This is a genomic window from Flavobacterium acetivorans, from assembly GCF_020911885.1.
GTDB classification, from domain to species: Bacteria; Bacteroidota; Bacteroidia; order Flavobacteriales; family Flavobacteriaceae; genus Flavobacterium; species Flavobacterium acetivorans.
Genome location: NZ_CP087132.1, coordinates 3,374,843 through 3,394,455 on the forward strand (window position 1 = coordinate 3,374,843; position 19,613 = coordinate 3,394,455).

Sequence of the window (19,613 nt, forward strand, 5' to 3'; positions counted from 1 at the left end):
TTTTTACAATTTCAACAACAAAAACGCCACAAGATATTTTTTTTTGTGGCGTTCCTAGTTTACTTCAATATTTGAGCGGCATGCTCCTTAGTTTTCACTTTTTCGATTACTTCATCAATAATTCCGTTCTCGTCAATTACAAAAGTGGTTCTATGAATTCCGTCATACTCGCGTCCCATGAATTTCTTTGGTCCCCAAACCCCAAAAGCCTCTATAACCGATTTATCTTCGTCAGCTAATAAAGGGAAAGGAAATTCGTACTTCTCTTTGAATTTAGCCTGCGCTTTAGCCGAATCGGCACTTACACCCAGTAATTCATAATTATTCGCTTGAAAACGCTCAAAATTATCTCTCAAATCGCAAGCTTCGGCTGTACATCCCGGTGTACTGGCTTTTGGATAAAAGAAAACTACTAGTTTTTTTCCTTTATAATCTGCTAACTGATGTTGTTTTCCGTCTTGATCCACTCCCGAAAATTGAGGTGCTTTATCTCCTTTTTTTAATGTTGTCATAATTATTTTTATTTAAATGCAAAGTCTACTAATTTTTCGCAAAGTTCGCTAAGACTTGTTTTTCTTAATTGGTATTTTTTATATTATTTTTACAAGATATAAATTTACAATAATGACTAAACAAGAACGGGTAACATTTGTTATAAATACGTTAAAAGAACTCTATCCCTCGATTCCAATCCCCTTGGATCATAAGGATCCTTATACGCTGCTGATTGCCGTTTTGCTTTCGGCACAATGCACTGATGTTCGTGTGAACCAAATTACCCCTTTGCTTTTTGCCAAAGCAGACAATCCGTATGACATGATCAAAATGTCTGTTGAAGAAATTAAGGAAATCATAAAACCTTGTGGCTTGTCGCCAATGAAATCTAAAGGAATTCACGGCTTATCCCATATTTTGATTGACAAGCATGATGGAAAAGTACCGCAAAGCTTTGAATATCTGGAAGAATTACCAGCTGTAGGCCATAAAACAGCTAGCGTGGTGATGTCGCAGGCTTTTGGTGTTCCTGCTTTCCCGGTAGATACTCACATTCACAGATTGATGTACCGATGGAATCTAACCAACGGAAAAAATGTAATACAAACCGAAAAGGATGCCAAACGTTTATTCCCAGAGGAACTATGGAATGACTTGCACCTGCAAATGATTTGGTACGGTAGAGAATATTCTCCTGCTAGAGGCTGGAATTTAGATCAGGACATTATTACCAAAACAATTGGAAGAAAATCAGTTTTGGATGATTATTATAAAAAATAAAATTCACCAGCTTAAAAATAAACTGGTGAATTTTAAATTTGTCCTTTTTAGCGTTTAAAAATTGAGGCGGTTTTAATTCGATATGATTTCATAATTTCGATCATCTGCTTTTACCACACTCAAGGCTTTTGAATAGTTTAATAAAAAAGAAACAACTTCTTTTTTGGGTTTCATTGCTTTAATGACTAAGGAATTTTTAAAGTAATTTTTTGCCATGCTATATCAGTTTGTTATTCTATGAATAACGTGATATTAGCGGATATATTATTAGTTAGTCAAAACAATTTGATGCTTATCAATAACTTTTCTTAAGTTCAATAAAGCATAACGCATTCTACCTAATGAGGTATTAATACTGACTCCGGTAATTTCTGAAATTTCTTTAAAACTCATGTCTTGATACATTCTCATTACCAAAACTTCTTTTTGATCGATAGGAAGTTCTTCGATTAATTTTTTCAAGTCTAATTCTATTTGATCGGAAATCAGCTTACTTTCGATAGAAATTGAATCGTCTGTCATTACTGAAAAAATAGAGAAATCCTCTGTTTCTCTAAACAATGGCATTTTTTTAGTCCTTCTATAATGATCAATAATAAGATTATGGGAAATTCGCATGACCCAAGGCAGAAATTTTCCTTCTTCATTATAGGAATTTGACTTTAAAGTTTTAATAACTTTAATAAAAGTGTCTTGAAAAATATCGTTTGAAATGTCTCGATCTGAAATTTTGGAATATATAAAACCGTAAATTCTTGATTCGTGTCTCTTGATCAATGTAGACAAGGCTTCTTCATTTCCTGCTACATAATTCTGTACCAATAAGGCATCCGAAATTTGAATATTAGCTATCATAGTAATACTTTTTAGTGTTGGTTAAAATTGGGGTAATTTTTCTAAAAAGTAGTTTTGTACTATAGGCTTTGGCTGTTTTTATGTTAAAATATTAATCAAATTTAACAAATATTTGCAACAAACAACAAATAAAAGCAATAAAAAATTTAAAAAAACAACCTAACATGTTAAAAATCAATGATTAAAAATTAAAATTCTATTTTAAAAATGATTACTAACAAATTAGCCCACTTAAAGAAAACTGCTTACACCATCAAGATACGTATTTGATTATAGAGCGAACTAAGCAGATACTTTTCCCAATCGAAATACATAAACATCCAATTCTGTAATTTCTTCTAGCTTTATCCTTTTCTAAAAATTGATTACTTGTTTCATAAACTATTTCATTTCAAATATGAAAAAAAGGATACGATTTTGCATAATCAAAATCATATCCTTTTTAGAACTACAATTCCCAAAGTAAATCTATTGGTATACTTTTATAAAATCTAAGATAAATTTTTGAGGAAAGATAGCGTCATCGACATCAGGACCTCCAAAATTACCCCCTATGGCCATATTAATTACAAAATAGAAATCTTGATTAAAAGGCCAAGTCGCTTCGGTTTTTTCAACTGGATTAAAAGTATAGACTAAATTGTTATCCACAAAAAAATCAATTTTATTTTTAGTCCAATCTATGGCATACAAATGATATCCCGCCTCAATATTTTCTATCCTGGTCTTCTTTGTATTAATTGTATTACCGTGACTGTCTTGTGTATGTAAAGAGTTAAACACCATTTTAGGTTCTTTACCTACATATTCCAGAATATCTATTTCGCCACATTTAGGCCAGCCCACGCTGTCAATATTAGCTCCCAGCATCCAGAATGCCGGCCAAACACCATAACCTAAAGGCAGTTTAGCTTTGGCTTCAATGTAACCGTATTGAAATTCTTTTTTCCCTTTTGTCGTGATTCGGGTAGACGAGTATTTATTCCTTTCCTTTCTAGCGGTAATTACTAATTTTCCGTTAACCAGCTGATGACTCTTATCGGTATACAATTGGCGCTCATTATTGCCCCAACCACAATTGGGGCAACCATCTCCTTGTTCAATATTCCAATTGCTTTCATTTAATTGTTTCCCATTAAAGTTTTCTTCCCATATTAATTTTTTTCCTTTTGGCTGTGCCAAAGAAATCGAACATACCATTAGCAAGATTAAAAAATTATTCATTTTTAGTTATTTTTATATTGAAAATCAGCTTCTAATGTTTTTGCAGAACTACCACCTAAGAACACTTTAAAATCACCTGATTCAGCTTCCCATTTCGAATTAGCTGTAAAGAATTCAATTGTTTTTTTATTGATGATAAAGCTAACTTTTTTAGTTTGGTTAGGCTGTAATTCTATCATTTCAAACCCTTTTAATTCTAATACAGGACGTGTTATCGAAGCAAACAAATCACGTATATATAACTGAACAACTTCTTTACCAGTGTATTTCCCCGTGTTTTTGACATTCACTGAAACTTCAATGCTGCCATCATCAGAGAAATATTTCTGACTTAATTCCATATTAGAATATTCAAATTGAGTGTAACTCAACCCATAACCAAAAGGATACAAAGGCGTATTTTTTTCATCAATATAATGCGACCAGAAAACGCTTTCAGGTTCATTCATTACAGGGCGACCTGTGTTTTTATAATTGTAATAAATAGGCACTTGCCCCACATTTCGAGGAAAGGTCATCGGCAATTTTCCACTCGGATTGTAATCGCCGTATAAAACTTGAGCAATGGCATTACCGCTTTGTGTTCCTAATTGCCAGGCTTCAACAATAGCCGGAATATGAGCATCAGCCCATGGAATCGCTAGTGGACGGCCATTATTTAACACCAAAACAATATTAGGGTTCACCTTATATACTTCTTCCAATAATTCCTGCTGCACTCCTGGTAGCCCGATATCGGTTCTGCTTCTTCCTTCCCCAGATTGCAAGCCATGTTCGCCTAAAGACATAATCACTACATCGGCGGTTTTAGCAGCAGCCATAGCTTCAGCAAATCCACTTTTATCTGTAGTATTAATTTTAGTTTCCCAAATAAATTGGGTTCTTCCTTCAGTTAGGTCTGCACCTTTAACGTAAGTGAGTTGGTTTCCTTTATAATTTTGTAATCCTTCTAACAAAGAAACTGCCGAATTATCATCAGCAGCAATGCGCCAACTTCCCAGCGGACTGGTTTTATCGTTTGCCAATGCTCCAATAACGACTATTTTTTGTCCTGATTTTTTAAGTGGCAAAAGCTCCTTTTCATTTTTTAATAGTACAATTGATTTTTTGGCCATTTCCAGAACTCCTTCCTGAAAAGCTGCCTTACCAACCGTTTCTTTCTCGTAGTTTTCATCACAATACAAATACGGATTATCAAATAAACCCAATTCAAACTTCACTCTCAGAATTCTTCTGGCAGCATCATCAATTGTGCTTTCTTTTACTTTTCCCTCTTTTACTAAAGCCGATAAATATTCCACATAAGCACTGGATTCCATATCCATATCCGAACCTGCATTAATAGCAATTTCGGCAGCTTGCTTACTGTCCTTGGCATAACCGTGGGCAATCATTTCATTAATTGAACCCCAGTCTGAAACGACAAAACCATCAAATTTCCAATCGTCTTTTAAAATATCTCTTTGCAAATACTTATTTCCTGTAGCAGGAATTCCGTTTAATTCATTAAATGAGTTCATGAACGTTCTTACACCTGCATCCACCGCCGCTTTAAAAGGAGGAAAAATAACATTTTGCAAAGTAGATTCCCCAACATCAACTGTATTGTAATCTCTTCCCGACTCCGAAAAGCCATAAGCTGCAAAATGTTTGGCACAAGCCAAAATGGTGTTTCTTGCTGTTAAATCATCCCCTTGAAATCCTTGTACTCGAGCGATTGCAATTTGGCTTCCTAAATAAGGATCCTCTCCAGCACCTTCCATTACTCTGCCCCAACGGGCATCACGAGAAATATCGACCATAGGAGCAAAAGTCCAATTGAGCCCTACCGAAGCCGCTTCTTCAGCAGCAATAGCCGCTGATTTTTTTATTTCAGCTAAATCCCAACTAGCCGCTTCTGCTAACGGAATCGGACTAATGGTTTTGAACCCATGAATCACATCAAACCCGAAAATTAAAGGAATCCCTAATCGGGTTTCTTCAACCGCAATTTTCTGCAAAGCTCTTACGTCTTTTACTCCTTTTACGTTTAGCATCGAACCTACCAAACCATTTTTTAAATCAGCATATTTCTTAGCTGCCTGCCCTTCTTTGGGAGTTGGTCCTGTAATTTCCCAAAAACCATTGTATTGGTTGAGTTGGCCAATTTTCTCTTCCAAAGTCATCAATTTTAAAATCGAATCTACTCTGGTTTCCAAAATATCTTTTTGAGAAAACACTGCTTTAGGTTTGATTATTTTTTGGCCACAGCCTATTACTACAATTGTCGCTAAGACAAATGATACTTTTTTAATTACTGTCATTTTTATTTTTTTTTAATCAAAAGGTCGAATTAACTTCGACCTTTTAAACTAATTCTTATTTGATTATTGATATACCCTCACATAGTCTACTTCCATTGAAGATTGACTAAATGCTGGGTCAATCGTTCCTCCAAAAGTCCCTCCCATTGCCACATTTAAAATCATGAAAAAGTCCTTATTGAATGGTAAAGAACTTGTATTTGCCACCGTATGAAATAAGACATCATCTACATAGATTTTCACTGATGCCGGAGACCAGATTGTTTTATAAACATGAAATTCTGTCGAAGCATTAGTAATCGTTTTAGTATTTCCGTTTGCATTCCCACCAGAGTTACCAGGATAATGTAAAGTACCATGAATCACATTTGGTTCATTCCCTTTATGTTCCATTATATCTATTTCTCCACAACCTGGCCATGTATTAGTTGCATAATCTGAACCCAGCATCCAGATTGCCGGCCAAGTTCCGCCACCTGACGGTAATTTAGCCCTAACCTCAACTTTTCCATAAGTAAAATCAAATTTACTTTCTGTTTTTAATCTTGCCGATGTGTATGATGAACCTACTTTTTTAGCGGTAATTTTCAAATTCCCACCAGCAACAATGACATTGTCGGAAGCATTGGTATAACTTTGCGCTTCGTTATTACCCCAGCCATTACTACCCGTACCTAAATCATAAGACCACTTAGTAGGATCAGGTGCTCCATCAGTGTTAAATTCATCTGAGAATTTTAAAACAGTATAGTCTGGCTCAGAAGTTGAAGTTGGCATAGTAGTAGTAAATATTAAATACCAAGCTAGTGCTGTATTATTTGCTTGGACTAAGCGCACTACCATTCTATTTTCAGTAATTGATAAAATTTCGTATTGTGTCGCTCCCGCATAATACCCCATAAAGCCTCCATCAGAAAAATTCATTACTGTTCCTGTGGTCACTCTTGTCTCTATTGGATTTTTAGAAACAACCGAAGTGGAAGGGCTTAAAGCAACAATTTTGGTTCCTGCTGTACTATACGGTAAACATGCATCGTCACCCCCATTTGTTCCGCCTGCCACACTTTTATAAGAGTTGTGAAAAAAGGTATTTCCTTTGTTATCTTGTTTGTATTCAATTTTACCGTTTACCAGAGCAAAAGTATAATCTCCATCATAGAAACAAGTTGCTGATTTTTCAAATGGCTCTGCTTGGTAATAATTAGCAAAATAATTTTTAGTAGCATCACCATCATTTTGTCCAACGCCAAGATGCCCTTTTTCAGATGCAGCTAAATACCATTTTTTCCCTGTGGTTGTACCACCAGTAAGGAACTGTGTAGATCTTTCGTCGCTAAAGTTACTAAAAACGGTAACCTCTACTGTTTCATTTGTAGCTACACCTCCTTTGCCATAAGCAATTACTGTTACAGTATAAGTGTTTACACCAACTGTTGTAAAACCATGTTCTACAATACCTCCTGGAGAATTCTCTGTAACGCCATCACCATAGATATATTTATAGGAAATGGCATCATCTGCTGTAGTGGTAAACCTAACAGTCCCAGAACCATCTCCATTAGGTAGTGCAGTCGTTTTTCCAACTATTTCTACTGTAACATTTAGATTAGTTGGAGCGTTTAATTCTCCAAAAGCTATATTATCCTCCTGACAATTGACCATCAATAGAAGGACAAAAACATATACTATTTTTACTATTATTTTTTTCATTTTTTTAGTTTTTAATTGGATTGTTTAATATCGTCAAAATAATAGGTTGTTCCTGTACCTCCAACATTAAAGTCAGGAAACAAGATTACTCTATCATAAGCATTGGCAATATTAAAACCAGATCCCGTCGTAAGGTCGAATGTTATAATTTCCCAAGCATTAGCGACTGTAGTGGTTCCCTGAACCTCAACATTTACAGTAGGATTACCATTACCATCTTTAGGAGAGGTTGATACTTCCATTTTAAACAATATTGTGGCTCCAACTTTAGGTGACCAAACAGCCACTTTTACTTTAGTTCCTTTGGTAAAATCAACCTTAGAATCAAGATTTAAGCTAGCTCCAGCCCAAACTTGGGCTCCAGCCGTTTTTTCGATTTTAACCACTTTATTTGAAACATTACTTCCAGATTTATCAGGATTTGTAACTACCGAAACGGGAATCGCTCCAAAGTCTGAAGCTCCAAAACCAGCCCATGGATACGTAAGTGTTGTGGATTCAAAATCTATTGGCATTTCTATTAATGCCGAAGGTGTTTTATAGAAATAAATATTATCAATAAAAACACTTCCTGTAGCCCATGGTGTACCTACAAATTTTAATTGGAATATATCAGCAACTGTTAATCCCTGACTTGTAAAGGCTGAGATTGGAATATCAATACTTGTCCACTCATTTGCAACTAAATCCTTTACCACTGGTTTTTCGCCATTGGTTTTACTGATTAAAGAAGTTTCTATTTTTTGTAAATCTGAAGTCCAAACGTCCATGTGAATGAATTCCATTCCGGAAACATCTATTGTTGTTCCATCTGCCAATGCAATTCCTTGGTAACTTAACTTAATATAATTGAGCATTTTGTCACCATTTAAGTCAAACTCTGTCCAGCTGCTTCCCTGACCTGCTTGTCCCCAATCCGGAAAATAATTGGTTCCTACAACATTTGTATATTTCGATCCATAAATAGAGATAACATCTGAAGCTTGTCTATTAGGAGGTGTTGGTGCCGAGGCAAAAGGTTTGTTTACTACAGTTACAGTAAACTCTTCACTATATTCTGTCGTTTTGATAGCTGCGCTTTTAGAAACCACACGAATGGTATATACTCCTGCATTTTGATACGTATAAGAAACAGATTCACCATTATTTGCAGAAATAGGATCTGGTTTTCCTGCTTCTCCAAAATAGACATCATAAAACAAGGCATAATCAGCTGTTGCGGTCACATTTACTTTTTTAGAAACCGCTAAATCATTTTCGATACTAACCACTAAATTTTGAGGCGCTTTAAAAGAAACTTCAACTTCCTGAATTACTTCAGTTCTTTTTCCATTTAAAGTTATTCCAACAATTTTAGCGTTATAAATCCCTTCCTTGTAAACATGATCTACCGTTCCTCCCGGATTTACATAAGCCGGTACTGTAGTTCCGTCTCCAAAATAAATTTCATACTGCGTCACTCCTCCACCTCGAGGTAAAAAAGTAACTTTTCCGGTATTATCCTGCGTTACAGTAGTTAATGCCGAAACATCAGTTGGAGCACCAAGAGCATCTAAATCAGGCAGATCATTCTCTGTTGAACAACTAAAAAAGATAGCTGCAACAATAAGACTTGTTATATATTTTATACTTTTCATTGTTCTATTTTTTAATTGTAATTAGGATTTTGATCCCAGTTTCCGTTAGCAAATTGAATTTCTTCTATTGGTATTGGAAAAAGTTCGTTTTTTCCTGCTGTAAATCCTGGGATTTCTTGGGCCGCTTTACCAGTTCTCACTAAATCGAAGAAACGGATCCCTTCACCTGCCAATTCTACTCTTCTCTCTGCTTGGATAAAATCAGCTAAGGCTGCTCCTGAGGCTGTAATATTGTGATCATTGTCTCCAAAAGCTCTAGCTCTTACTTCATTCAAATACTTACGAGCTAAGACATCATTTGCTGTGGTACTTTTGTTATAAGCTTCGGCAGCCATCAAAAGAACGTCAGCATAGCGAATGGCTCTATAATTATTTGGACTTGTCAATTTAACATCTCCAGCAGCTTCTGGTCTTCTCTTTCTAGGAATGTATTTTCTATTAAAATAACCCGTATCTTGATTTTGTTTCGTGTAACTTGTACCTGGATTTTGTGCGATCCAGGCTACCATATCTAAAATGGTTACCGCTTTTCTTGAATCACCTGCTTCAAATGCATTAACAATTTTTGGAGTAGGTAAATTAAAGTTGTTACCATCAGCATATACAGGGCCAACATATCCAAAAGGACCAGCAAAACCTACTGCAACATTCCCTTCGCTATATTGTAATTGTCCATAACTAGCTCCTTCAACATCAGTGTACTGAATTTCAAAAACAGATTCAGCTCCGTTTTCACCAGCCTCTTCGAAAATACTTCCAAAAGGGGTCAAACCTGCGCTTATTTGCTGTGGTGTCAAATCTGTAGTTTGAATTAAATGATAACTATTAGTCCCAATTAATTTTCCAAAAGTATCTGCTGCTAGATCATATTTTTTATCGTATAAATACGCTTTTCCCAGTAAAGCTAGAGCTGCGCCGCTTGTGGCTCTCCCTTTTTGTGCAGGAATCGATGGCAAATTTTCAGCGGCATATATTAAGTCATTCTGAATAGAAGCATAGACCTCTACAACTGATGAGCGTGGTATTGAAGTTTCGTCTCCTGGAGAAAATCTTGCATCTCCTTTCATTGGGATACCTCCAAACCATTTTACCAACTCAAATTGATAGTAAGCTCTTAGAAAACGGGCTTCGGCTATAATTTTATTTTTCCCTTCGAAATCAGTTTTATCTTTGAATTCAAGGATATAATTAGCTCTTTGAACTCCTGCAAACATCCAGTCCCAAAGTTGTTTTAAATTTTCATTCACAGGACTGTGAATCATTTGGTCAATTTGTTGGTAGCCTATAACATCAGTTGGACTGTTTCCTCCGGCAAATGTGTTATCAGAGGCTATTTCGCCCATTAAAACATTAATAAAAGTAGACTGTAATAAATCATAGGCTGCAATTACAGCATTTTCATAATCAGATTTAGAATTAAAATAATTCTCTGAATCAATCGAATATTCAACAGGACGATCAACAAAATCATCACTACAAGAGCTAGTCATTGTAGCAAAAACAGTTATCGTTATTAGGGTAATAAATAGATACTTTTTCATTTTAATATGAATTAAAAATTAATGTTTAAACCTAACATATACGTTCTTGGAGTAGGATAGAAACCATAATCGATTCCGCCTCCAATAGGGGCACCATTAGAAGCTCCAGGATCAAATCCTTTGTATTTTGTAAAAGTGTAAAGGTTATTTACTCCCGCATATAGGCGTAACTTAGTCATGCCAACTTTTTCTATCCAGTTTGGATTCAAAGAGTACCCTAGTTGGATATTTTGGATTCTTACATAGGACGCATCTTCTACAAAATAATCAGAAAACAAATTATTAGTTGTAGCTGCTGTGGTAACTCTAGGAATGCTATTACTAGTTCCTTCCCCAGTCCATCTGCCTAAAACATAATTTAAACGATTGGCATCTGGTGCAATACTTTCATAATTACGAACCATATTGTTTCCTACAGAAGCAAAGGTGTACATAGAAAAATCAAGTGCTTTGTAATTAAACTGCATATTGAAACCCATTGTTGCTGTAGGGATTGGATCTCCTATATCTGTTCTGTCATCAAAATTAATTTTCCCATCACCATTGACATCAACATATCTAATATCTCCAGGAGATGCTGCTACTCCAAGCTCAACTTGAGAAGGGGCATCATTAACTTCTTGTTGATTTTGAAAAACACCATTTGTTTTCAAACCATAAAAATACCCTATGGAATGACCTACTTCCATTCTTGAAGGTGCTTGTTGACCGATACCAAATGATCCACCTGCAATAAATGGTGTCCCCATGTAGGTTACGTTGTTTCTAAGAACAGTCACATTGTATCCTAAACTCATATTAAAATCGTCTGAAAAACTATTGTTGTAATTTACAGCAAATTCAATTCCTTCGTTTCTAACTGTTCCTGCATTTATCGTAGGATTTGAAGCTCCAGGAGCTTGTCCCCCTGAAATACCTGAAACTGGAATACCTGGAATTAGCAAATCTGTTCTAGTATCAATAAAATAATCAGCTACTATATTTATTTTGTTATTAAACAAATTCATATCTACTCCTACATCAAATTTCTTTGCCTCTTCCCATTTAAGATTCGGATTCGGAATTTGACCACTAGCGCGACCATTTACCAGAGTACCATCAAAAACATAGCTAGCTTCGCCCGTAAGCTGAGAAATGTAGCCATTATTTGGAATAGCATCATTTCCTACTATACCATAACTGCCTCTTAATTTCAAGAAATTCACAATGGATGATTCCCCAAAAAATCCTTCATCAGAAATTACCCAACCAGCGGTTACCGAAGGAAAATAACCTACTTTATTACCTGGTCCGAATTTAGTTGAAGCATCACGTCGTATCATTCCTGATAAAAGGTATTTGCCTTTAAAATCGTATTGTAATCTCCCAAAATAAGACAACCTTCTTTCGTCATATATATAAGACCCTACAGGTACTGTTCCCGGTGCAGGAGCCCCGTTAGCCAACTGAATATCGGCATACTCCCATGAATTATTAGGTACATCATAGCCAGTAGCAAATAAACCGTTACCATATTCTTTGTAAATAGTATTCCCCACTACACCTACTAGTTTATGGTTTTCAGCTATAGTTTTAGTATATGTAGCAAATAAATCAAAAGAATAGCTGTTGTCGTTAACTGCATTTTGAGAAACCGAACTACGTGTGGTATTAAACACTTTACCACTACCGTAATCTAGTATTGGAGAAAAGCTTTTTGATTCGCTATTTGCAGTCTTAAATCCAATGGTACTACTTAATACAAAGGCCGGAGTGAACTTATAATCCAATCCAAAATTCCCGTTTATTTGCTTAAAGTTATAATCATTGTAAGTATTGGCAATTTGAGCTAAAGGGTTGATCATTTCATTTCCTAAAGAACCTCCGGGAAACACTGTGAAATTACCTGATGAATCATAAGGACTAAGATTAGATGGTGCGTTTACCGCATTTAATAGTACTGAAGCATTCCCATTTTCAGGCAAGGTTTTTCTATCAAAATAAGTATAAATCACATTTGTTTTTAACTTTAGATTGTCAGTCACATCTGCCCCTAAAGAAACTCTTGCAGTATTTCTTAAAAATCCAGATTTTGCCTTCCCTACAATTCCTTCTTGATCTAAGTGCGAACCACTAACAGAATACGTAATCTTGTCCGATCCTCCCGAAAACGTTAAATCATGACTAATGATAGGCACCCCTGTACTTAGCGTTTTATCCTGCCACTTTGTTCCTTTACCAAGTCCGCTAACGTTCGCATATGGAATTGTATTACCGCTATTCGCATAACTTTCATTAAGCAATAAAGCATATTCCGTAGCATTTAATGTTGGTAAAGTGCGCGAAGTTTCTTGGAAACCAGTATACGTATTATAGGCTATTTTACCTACAGAATTCTTTTTACCCGTTTTAGTGGTTACTAAGATTACTCCATTTGCTGCGGCAGAACCATAAATAGCAGCCTGTGCATCCTTTAAAACAGTTATAGTTTCAACATCATTAGGATTCAATAGCCCCAACTCTCCAATGTACCCATCTATGATAGTTAGTGGCTTTGCATCACCATTAGTAGCAATACCTCTAATACGTATATCTAAAGCAGCTCCTGGAGAACCTGATTGTGAAGTAACATTTACACCTGATATTGTTCCTTGTAAGGCTTGTTCTATTTTTACAGGTTTCAATATTTCTAAGGTTTTACTATCCACAGTAGAAACTGCTCCGGTAACCTCTTTCTTTTTTTGACTTCCGTACCCTATTACTATAACTTCATCTAAAGCTTTTGAATCTTCTGATAAAGTAATATTCAAATTAGTATCAGTAGCTGTTACTTTATATTCAAATGTTTTATATCCTATAAATGTAAAAACTACAACAGAACCGGACGGAATTCCTTTTAAAGTAAATTTTCCATCAAAATCAGTAGCGGTACTTTTAGTACTGTTTAAAATTTGAATGTTAACTCCTGGTATCGATAAACCAGAGTTTTTTTCTTTTACAGTTCCTCCAATATCAAAACTTTGGGCGGAACCAAAAGCGGAGAGAAATAGAAAAATAATTAATAGATAGTTCGACTTCATAATTTATGTTTTATGTGAATTATAAAAATACAAGCAAAACATAAGAATCTGTTAAAAAATACCTTTATATAAAATATACATCGTAAAAAAAATCGTTTTTTTTTATATGATATCAAAAAAAACACTTGATTTTACTAAGGAAAAAAGAAAGATCCATTTCGAAAAATTACAGAAAAAATAACAACTACAACGTAAATGTTGTGGTAATGTATAGGTATTATTCTTGTGTACGGGGAAAACTATACATTTAGTATATACTCTACAAGACCTTGTTCATGAGATAATTCCATTTTTTTCCTCAAACGGTATCTTTTTATTTCGACACTACGCACAGAAATATTCAATAATGGAGCCACTTCTTTAGAAGACAGATTTAATCTAAGGTAGGCACACAGTTTAAGATCATTGGGCGTTAAGGAAGGGTGCAATAATTTAATTTTTTTCAAGAAATCTTTGTCGGCTCTGTCAAAAGCTTCCTGAAAAACATTCCAAGTATCATCTTTGGATATGTTTTTATTTATTGTAGAAATCACTGATTTTATACTTCTATTCCCGTCTTTATTTGTTTTTTTCAAGTCTTCTTTAATAAAAGTCAACAACTCATTCTTACTATTTAAGCTCATTGTCGAGACCGCTAGCTCTCTACTTTTAGAATCCACATCTTGAGAAAGCTGTTCGTTTCTAATTCGCATCATTTGTTGCTCATTTTCCAATTCTTTTATCTCTAATAAAAGATTATTCTCCTCGATCAACTTTTCTTTCTGTTTGTGATAATAATTTTTATAGGCTCTATGAATATAATACCCCATTACAAAAATAAAAATGATATATATAAAAATAGCGACGTTAGTTGCATACCAAGGCTTGCGAATTGTAAATGAATATGTGGCAGTATCATCCAAGGTTGAATTTGAAAATTTAGCTCTGACTTTGAAGGTATAATCTCCAGGTGATAATTTTTTAAAATTCACTGTTGATTTTGTACTCCATACACTCCATTCCTCCTGTCCCCCTTCTAATACATATTGATATTCAACATTAATATATTTATTATATTCAGGTACAGTAAAACTGAAACTAATGTTATTATCATCAAATTTAAAATCTCCCTTTTCTCCAATAGATTGACTACTATAGGCGCTATTTAATTTATTTGTAGTAATATTAGTGATAGACACATTGTAGTTTTTAAAACTTAAATCATTAATATTCATAATATAATAGCCATCGGTTGTCCCTATAAGATAGTCAGAACTGGACAGCTGTGATATATTTTCATACCCTAACATAGAATTAGTCAACGACGAGGGGATAGAGATTACATTTTGCTTCAGTTGGTTATTTATTTTGCTCAAGGAAAAATAATGAATATAATTCTTAGAAAATAACCAGATTTTATTAGAATTATCTACAATCAATTTCCCAGATGTATATTCGTCTTTTTCAAAAACAGCGCTTAATAACTTATCTTTTTCAAATTGCTTCGTTTTATTATTCAGCTTGAAAACTCCTTCTTTGTAGGCGTAATAAATACTATTATTAAACTTGATCAAACTTGCATTTTTTCCCTTTTTGGGAGTTCTATAGGAGCTAAAAGAATTTACTTTTTCTAATTTATTATCTAATTGCAGCCTAAAAATACCTTTGTACTCATGACTTACATAAATTTCATTTGTGCTTACAATTTCAAAACACTTAGACGAATAGTCAAAACCTGAAATTTTGTTTCTAAAAACCCACTGTTTATTTACTTTCTCTAATACAGAAATACCATAATAATTCCCTTGAAGTAAAAGCTCTTTTTTATAGGGAACAGTTTCAAACTGCCATGTTCCGGAAAAAGGAGATATATTTTTTGCGCTACCTTCTTCTATAATAAATGTTCCTGAATCATGTCCGCAAAATAAAGTTCCATCGTATTCAAATAAAGACCAGACTTGTCCTTTAGTTCCCGAAATGAATTTAAAAGTATCGCTACTTCGATATTTTTTGTAAAACAATCCTTGATTAGTTCCAATATATAAATTTCCTTTAAATAATTTAGAACTATAAACAGTTCCCAGAATACCTGTATTGTCAACAAAAGCATGAATCGCTGATTGGAGATTTATACAATTTATACCGTTATCCAGACCAACCCAAAGATTTCCATCGACATCCTCAAACAAAGACAAAGCCGTGTTATTACTCAATCCTTTACTTTGAGAAATATGATATTTTATTTTACCTACATTATCTATAATAAAAATCCCATTAGAAACCGTCCCAATTGCAATATTACCATCTGAAAGCACCTGGCTACTATAAACACTACTTGCTAAGAGTTGGGAATCTGCTTCTGTCGAAAATTTAGATAAATCATTCCCTATCAGTTTATAAAATCCATTTAATTGTGTTTGGATTAAAAGTCCCACATTAATTGCGGAAATATTGATTATCCTATTTTTCTGCAAAACAGGATGGTCAGAAATTAATCGTCCCTTACCACTCTCAATTTCAAAAAGTGCTCCATCTACAGTTTGAAAATAAATAGAATTACTGGCTCTAAAAGATTTATTTATGCCTTTATCAGGTGATATGATTTTGATAGTAGCTCCTTTAGAATCATATATATAAATTCGATTTAAGGATTGGAAAATTACCCATTGGTCAAAATTTAAAATATTCCAAAACTGCTCATCATCAAGAAGTTTATTTTTAATCGTTTGACTCAAAGAAGTGTAACTGAGTTTTCCATTAGATTTTCTTGTCCAAAAACCAAATTCCATATAGCTCCCCGTATAGACTTTACCATCAATTACTTTTACAGAACGAATAATTGTTTCATTTGGTGACAGGTACAATTCCCAGTTAGAACCATTATACTCTAGGAGTCCTTCATTGTTAGCAAAGAACAAATAATGATTTTTATCCTGAGAAATCATCCAGTTTTGATTTCCTGCACCATAGAGATTTGGTGTATATTTTACTATTGGAGGTAATTCTTGTGCAAAAATTGACAGACAGAGTCCTAAAAATAAAAAAGTAAGTTTAGTTTTCAATTATTTTGGTTTTTGGTTGTAGTAAATATAAAAGTTAATAGCCAAAAAAGAACATAATTCTACCAAATAAATATACTGTAAAATTTTGCGAAATTGCTGTCTTTTTCAAAATTTAGGATTTGTTCAACCTTCTTTCTCAGCTAGAAAATGATTACTTTTGTAGAAATTCATTCTTTTTATGCAAGTTGACATTTCTAAAATAGATCCAAAGAAAAATATCATTATAAAAGGCGCTCAAGTACACAATCTAAAAAATGTGGACGTAGTGATTCCCCGAAACAAGCTCGTTGTAATTACCGGTCTTTCCGGTTCCGGAAAATCGAGCTTGGCCTTTGATACTTTGTATGCCGAAGGTCAGCGTCGTTATGTAGAAAGTCTATCATCTTATGCCAGACAATTTCTTGGAAGATTGGACAAACCAAAAGTAGAATACATCAAAGGTATAGCTCCTGCTATTGCCATTGAACAAAAAGTGAATACCACAAATGCTCGATCTACAGTAGGAACTTCTACTGAGATCTATGACTATATGAAATTACTGTTTGCGCGAATTGGGCGTACTTTTTCTCCCGTTTCTGGACAAGAAGTCAAAAAAAACACCGTAACCGATGTGGTGACCGATGTCAAAAATTTTGATCTGGACAGCAAATGGTTACTACTGGCTCCTATTCACTTAGAAGAAGGAAGAAAATTAGAAGACAAGTTAAAAGTATTATTACAACAGGGATTTTCCAGAATTTTAGTTGAAAATCAAATGATTCGTTTAGACGAAATCGATCAACATTCATTAGATAATAAAGACATTACGCTCATTATTGACCGAATCGTAGTCAAAGAGGAGGAGGAATTTTACAACAGACTCGCTGATGCGGTGCAAACTGCTTTTTATGAAGGAAAAGGCATCTGCTACTTACAAGAACTAAATTCCGAGAAAAGATTTTCTTATTCCAATAATTTTGAGATGGATGGAATTACTTTTATGGAGCCAAACGTTCATTTGTTCAGTTTCAACAACCCTTATGGAGCCTGTCCTGTGTGCGAAGGATACGGAAATATCATAGGAATCGATGCCGAATTAGTGATTCCAAATACGACTTTGTCGATATACGAAAACGCTATTTTCCCTTGGCGTGGCGAAAGCATGAGTTGGTTTCGAGACGAACTGGTAAATCATGCCTACAAATTTGATTTCCCCATTCACAAACCGTTCTATCAATTGACAGATGACCAAAAGGAATTGATATGGACCGGAAATAAATACTTTCAGGGGCTAAATGATTTTTTTAAAGAATTAGAAGAAAAAAATTATAAAATTCAAAATCGAGTAATGCTTTCCCGTTACCGAGGTAAAACCAAATGTTATTCCTGCAAAGGAAAACGTTTACGAATTGAAGCATCTTATGTTAAAATCAATTCGAAAACGGTCTCTGACTTAGTTGATTCGCCTATTAAGCATTTGGTTACTTTCTTTGCCAATATTGAATTAGATCTTTACGAAAAACAAATTGCCAAAAGATTATTAGTCGAAATCAACAACAGATTGTCCTTCTTGACCGAAGTAGGCTTGGATTACCTAACCTTAAACAGAAACTCATCGACACTTTCCGGAGGAGAATCCCAACGCATCAACTTAGCAACATCACTAGGCAGTAGCTTGGTGGGTTCGATGTACATTCTTGATGAACCCAGTATTGGTTTGCACCCAAAAGATACAGAACGCCTTATAAAAGTACTAATATCGTTACGCGATTTAGGCAATACCGTTATTGTGGTCGAACATGATGAGGACATCATGAATGCTGCTGATATGATTATTGACATAGGTCCTGAAGCAGGAACCTTTGGAGGAGAATTAGTCGCTCAAGGAACTTATGATGAGATATTGAAATCGACTTCCCTGACAGCAAAATATTTGAATGGAGATCTAGAGATTTCAGTTCCAAAAAAACGTAGACCTTTCAAGAATTGTATCGAAATAAAAGGAGCAAGAGAGAACAATCTGCAAAATATTGACGTGACATTCCCGCTCGATGTACTAACGGTTATCACAGGTGTTTCAGGAAGTGGAAAGAGTACGCTTGTCAAGAAAATTTTGTTCCCAGCCATGCAAAAAAAGCTGGAAAATGTAGGTGAAAAAGCAGGACAATTCACTGAAATTAGCGGTTCTTTTTCACAAATAAAACATATTGAATATGTAGACCAAAACCCAATCGGAAGAAGTTCGCGGTCTAATCCAGTAACCTATATCAAGGCTTATGATGATATTAGAGAATTGTATGCCAAGGAAAAGTTATCCAAAATAAGAGGCTATCAGGCCAAACATTTTTCTTTTAATGTAGATGGTGGCCGATGCGAAACCTGTAAAGGAGAAGGCTCTATAAATGTTGAAATGGTTTTCATGGCCGATGTTCAGTTGCCTTGTGAAACCTGTAATGGAAAACGTTTTAAGAAAGAAGTACTCGAAGTAGCCTTTGCCGATAAAAACATCCATGATGTACTGACAATGACTATTGATGATGCTGTTGCTTTTTTTGAAACCAACCAACAACATAAAATAACTCAGAAACTAAAACCGCTGCAAGATGTAGGATTAGGCTATGTACAATTAGGACAATCATCGTCTACACTCTCTGGTGGTGAAGCCCAAAGAATAAAACTAGCTTCTTTCTTGGTAAAAGGAGCTACAAAAGAAAAAGCATTATTTGTCTTTGACGAACCTACAACCGGATTGCACTTTCATGACATCAAGAAATTATTAGCTTCTTTTGATGCTTTAATTGATAAAGGCCATTCAATTCTCGTAATCGAACACAATCTTGATCTTATAAAATGTGCCGATTGGATTATTGATTTAGGTCCTGAAGGTGGTGAAAACGGAGGTCAACTATTAGCCGAAGGTACTCCAGAAGAGGTGGTAAAAAACAAAAAGTCGATAACCGGAAAATACTTAAAAGAAAAATTATAGTTC

General features: G+C 34.7%; 12 protein-coding genes. 2 read left to right on the plus strand and 10 right to left on the minus strand.

The genetic code is table 11. From position 1 onward, the window contains the following. Positions 1–59: 59 nt before the first annotated feature. Positions 60–512 (minus strand): thioredoxin-dependent thiol peroxidase, encoded by a 453-nt coding sequence (gene bcp / locus LNP19_RS14645; RefSeq protein WP_230062637.1) that lies wholly within the window; start codon positions 510–512, stop codon positions 60–62. 112 nt (positions 513–624) lie between these two features. Between bcp and LNP19_RS14650 the strand changes: the two genes are divergently transcribed. Continuing rightward, positions 625–1,275, plus strand: a complete 651-nt coding sequence (locus LNP19_RS14650; protein ID WP_230062638.1) for an endonuclease III domain-containing protein — start codon at positions 625–627, stop codon at positions 1,273–1,275. 72 nt (positions 1,276–1,347) lie between these two features. Here the strand turns inward: LNP19_RS14650 and LNP19_RS14655 are convergent, their stop codons facing one another. The 9 genes from LNP19_RS14655 to LNP19_RS14695 all read right to left on the minus strand — a co-directional run bounded on the left by LNP19_RS14655 (position 1,348) and on the right by LNP19_RS14695 (position 16,645). Then, a complete protein-coding gene (locus LNP19_RS14655; protein WP_230062639.1) occupies positions 1,348–1,491 on the minus strand; it encodes a hypothetical protein in 144 nt (47 codons plus the stop codon). A 51-nt stretch (positions 1,492–1,542) separates the two neighbouring features. Then, positions 1,543–2,130: an RNA polymerase sigma factor gene (locus tag LNP19_RS14660; RefSeq protein ID WP_428979032.1), complete on the minus strand. Its 588-nt coding sequence runs from the start codon at positions 2,128–2,130 to the stop codon at positions 1,543–1,545. A 468-nt stretch (positions 2,131–2,598) separates the two neighbouring features. Then, positions 2,599–3,354: a glycoside hydrolase family 16 protein gene (locus LNP19_RS14665; RefSeq protein ID WP_230062640.1), complete on the minus strand. Its 756-nt coding sequence runs from the start codon at positions 3,352–3,354 to the stop codon at positions 2,599–2,601. A gap of 2 nt (positions 3,355–3,356) precedes the next feature. After that, positions 3,357–5,657: a beta-glucosidase BglX gene (gene bglX, locus LNP19_RS14670; protein WP_230062641.1), complete on the minus strand. Its 2,301-nt coding sequence runs from the start codon at positions 5,655–5,657 to the stop codon at positions 3,357–3,359. A gap of 63 nt (positions 5,658–5,720) precedes the next feature. Continuing rightward, complete coding sequence (locus tag LNP19_RS14675; RefSeq protein ID WP_230062642.1) at positions 5,721–7,367, minus strand: family 16 glycosylhydrolase; 1,647 nt, start codon at positions 7,365–7,367, stop codon at positions 5,721–5,723. An 11-nt stretch (positions 7,368–7,378) separates the two neighbouring features. Beyond that, positions 7,379–9,004 carry a hypothetical protein gene (locus LNP19_RS14680; RefSeq protein ID WP_230062643.1) on the minus strand — a complete coding sequence of 542 codons (1,626 nt, stop codon included), beginning with the start codon at positions 9,002–9,004 and terminating at the stop codon, positions 7,379–7,381. Between the two features lie 11 nt (positions 9,005–9,015). Continuing rightward, a complete protein-coding gene (locus LNP19_RS14685) occupies positions 9,016–10,545 on the minus strand; it encodes a RagB/SusD family nutrient uptake outer membrane protein (protein ID WP_230062644.1) in 1,530 nt (509 codons plus the stop codon). Between the two features lie 11 nt (positions 10,546–10,556). Further along, a complete protein-coding gene (locus tag LNP19_RS14690; RefSeq protein ID WP_230062645.1) occupies positions 10,557–13,604 on the minus strand; it encodes a SusC/RagA family TonB-linked outer membrane protein in 3,048 nt (1,015 codons plus the stop codon). 239 nt (positions 13,605–13,843) lie between these two features. Further along, positions 13,844–16,645: a triple tyrosine motif-containing protein gene (locus LNP19_RS14695; protein ID WP_230062646.1), complete on the minus strand. Its 2,802-nt coding sequence runs from the start codon at positions 16,643–16,645 to the stop codon at positions 13,844–13,846. A 178-nt stretch (positions 16,646–16,823) separates the two neighbouring features. Here LNP19_RS14695 and uvrA point away from each other — a divergent pair, with 178 nt between their 5' ends. After that, positions 16,824–19,610 carry an excinuclease ABC subunit UvrA gene (uvrA, locus tag LNP19_RS14700; RefSeq protein ID WP_230062647.1) on the plus strand — a complete coding sequence of 929 codons (2,787 nt, stop codon included), beginning with the start codon at positions 16,824–16,826 and terminating at the stop codon, positions 19,608–19,610. Positions 19,611–19,613 lie beyond the last annotated feature (3 nt).

Bases quoted from the DNA above. Each gene is read 5' to 3' on its own strand.
- bcp (WP_230062637.1), bottom strand. From the start codon at position 512: ATGACAACATTAAAAAAAGGAGATAAAGCACCTCAATTTTCGGGAGTG.
- LNP19_RS14650 (WP_230062638.1), top strand. From the start codon at position 625: ATGACTAAACAAGAACGGGTAACATTTGTTATAAATACGTTAAAAGAA.
- LNP19_RS14655 (WP_230062639.1), bottom strand. From the start codon at position 1,491: ATGGCAAAAAATTACTTTAAAAATTCCTTAGTCATTAAAGCAATGAAA.
- LNP19_RS14660 (WP_428979032.1), bottom strand. From the start codon at position 2,130: ATGATAGCTAATATTCAAATTTCGGATGCCTTATTGGTACAGAATTAT.
- LNP19_RS14665 (WP_230062640.1), bottom strand. From the start codon at position 3,354: ATGAATAATTTTTTAATCTTGCTAATGGTATGTTCGATTTCTTTGGCA.
- bglX (WP_230062641.1), bottom strand. From the start codon at position 5,657: ATGACAGTAATTAAAAAAGTATCATTTGTCTTAGCGACAATTGTAGTA.
- LNP19_RS14675 (WP_230062642.1), bottom strand. From the start codon at position 7,367: ATGAAAAAAATAATAGTAAAAATAGTATATGTTTTTGTCCTTCTATTG.
- LNP19_RS14680 (WP_230062643.1), bottom strand. From the start codon at position 9,004: ATGAAAAGTATAAAATATATAACAAGTCTTATTGTTGCAGCTATCTTT.
- LNP19_RS14685 (WP_230062644.1), bottom strand. From the start codon at position 10,545: ATGAAAAAGTATCTATTTATTACCCTAATAACGATAACTGTTTTTGCT.
- LNP19_RS14690 (WP_230062645.1), bottom strand. From the start codon at position 13,604: ATGAAGTCGAACTATCTATTAATTATTTTTCTATTTCTCTCCGCTTTT.
- uvrA (WP_230062647.1), top strand. From the start codon at position 16,824: ATGCAAGTTGACATTTCTAAAATAGATCCAAAGAAAAATATCATTATA.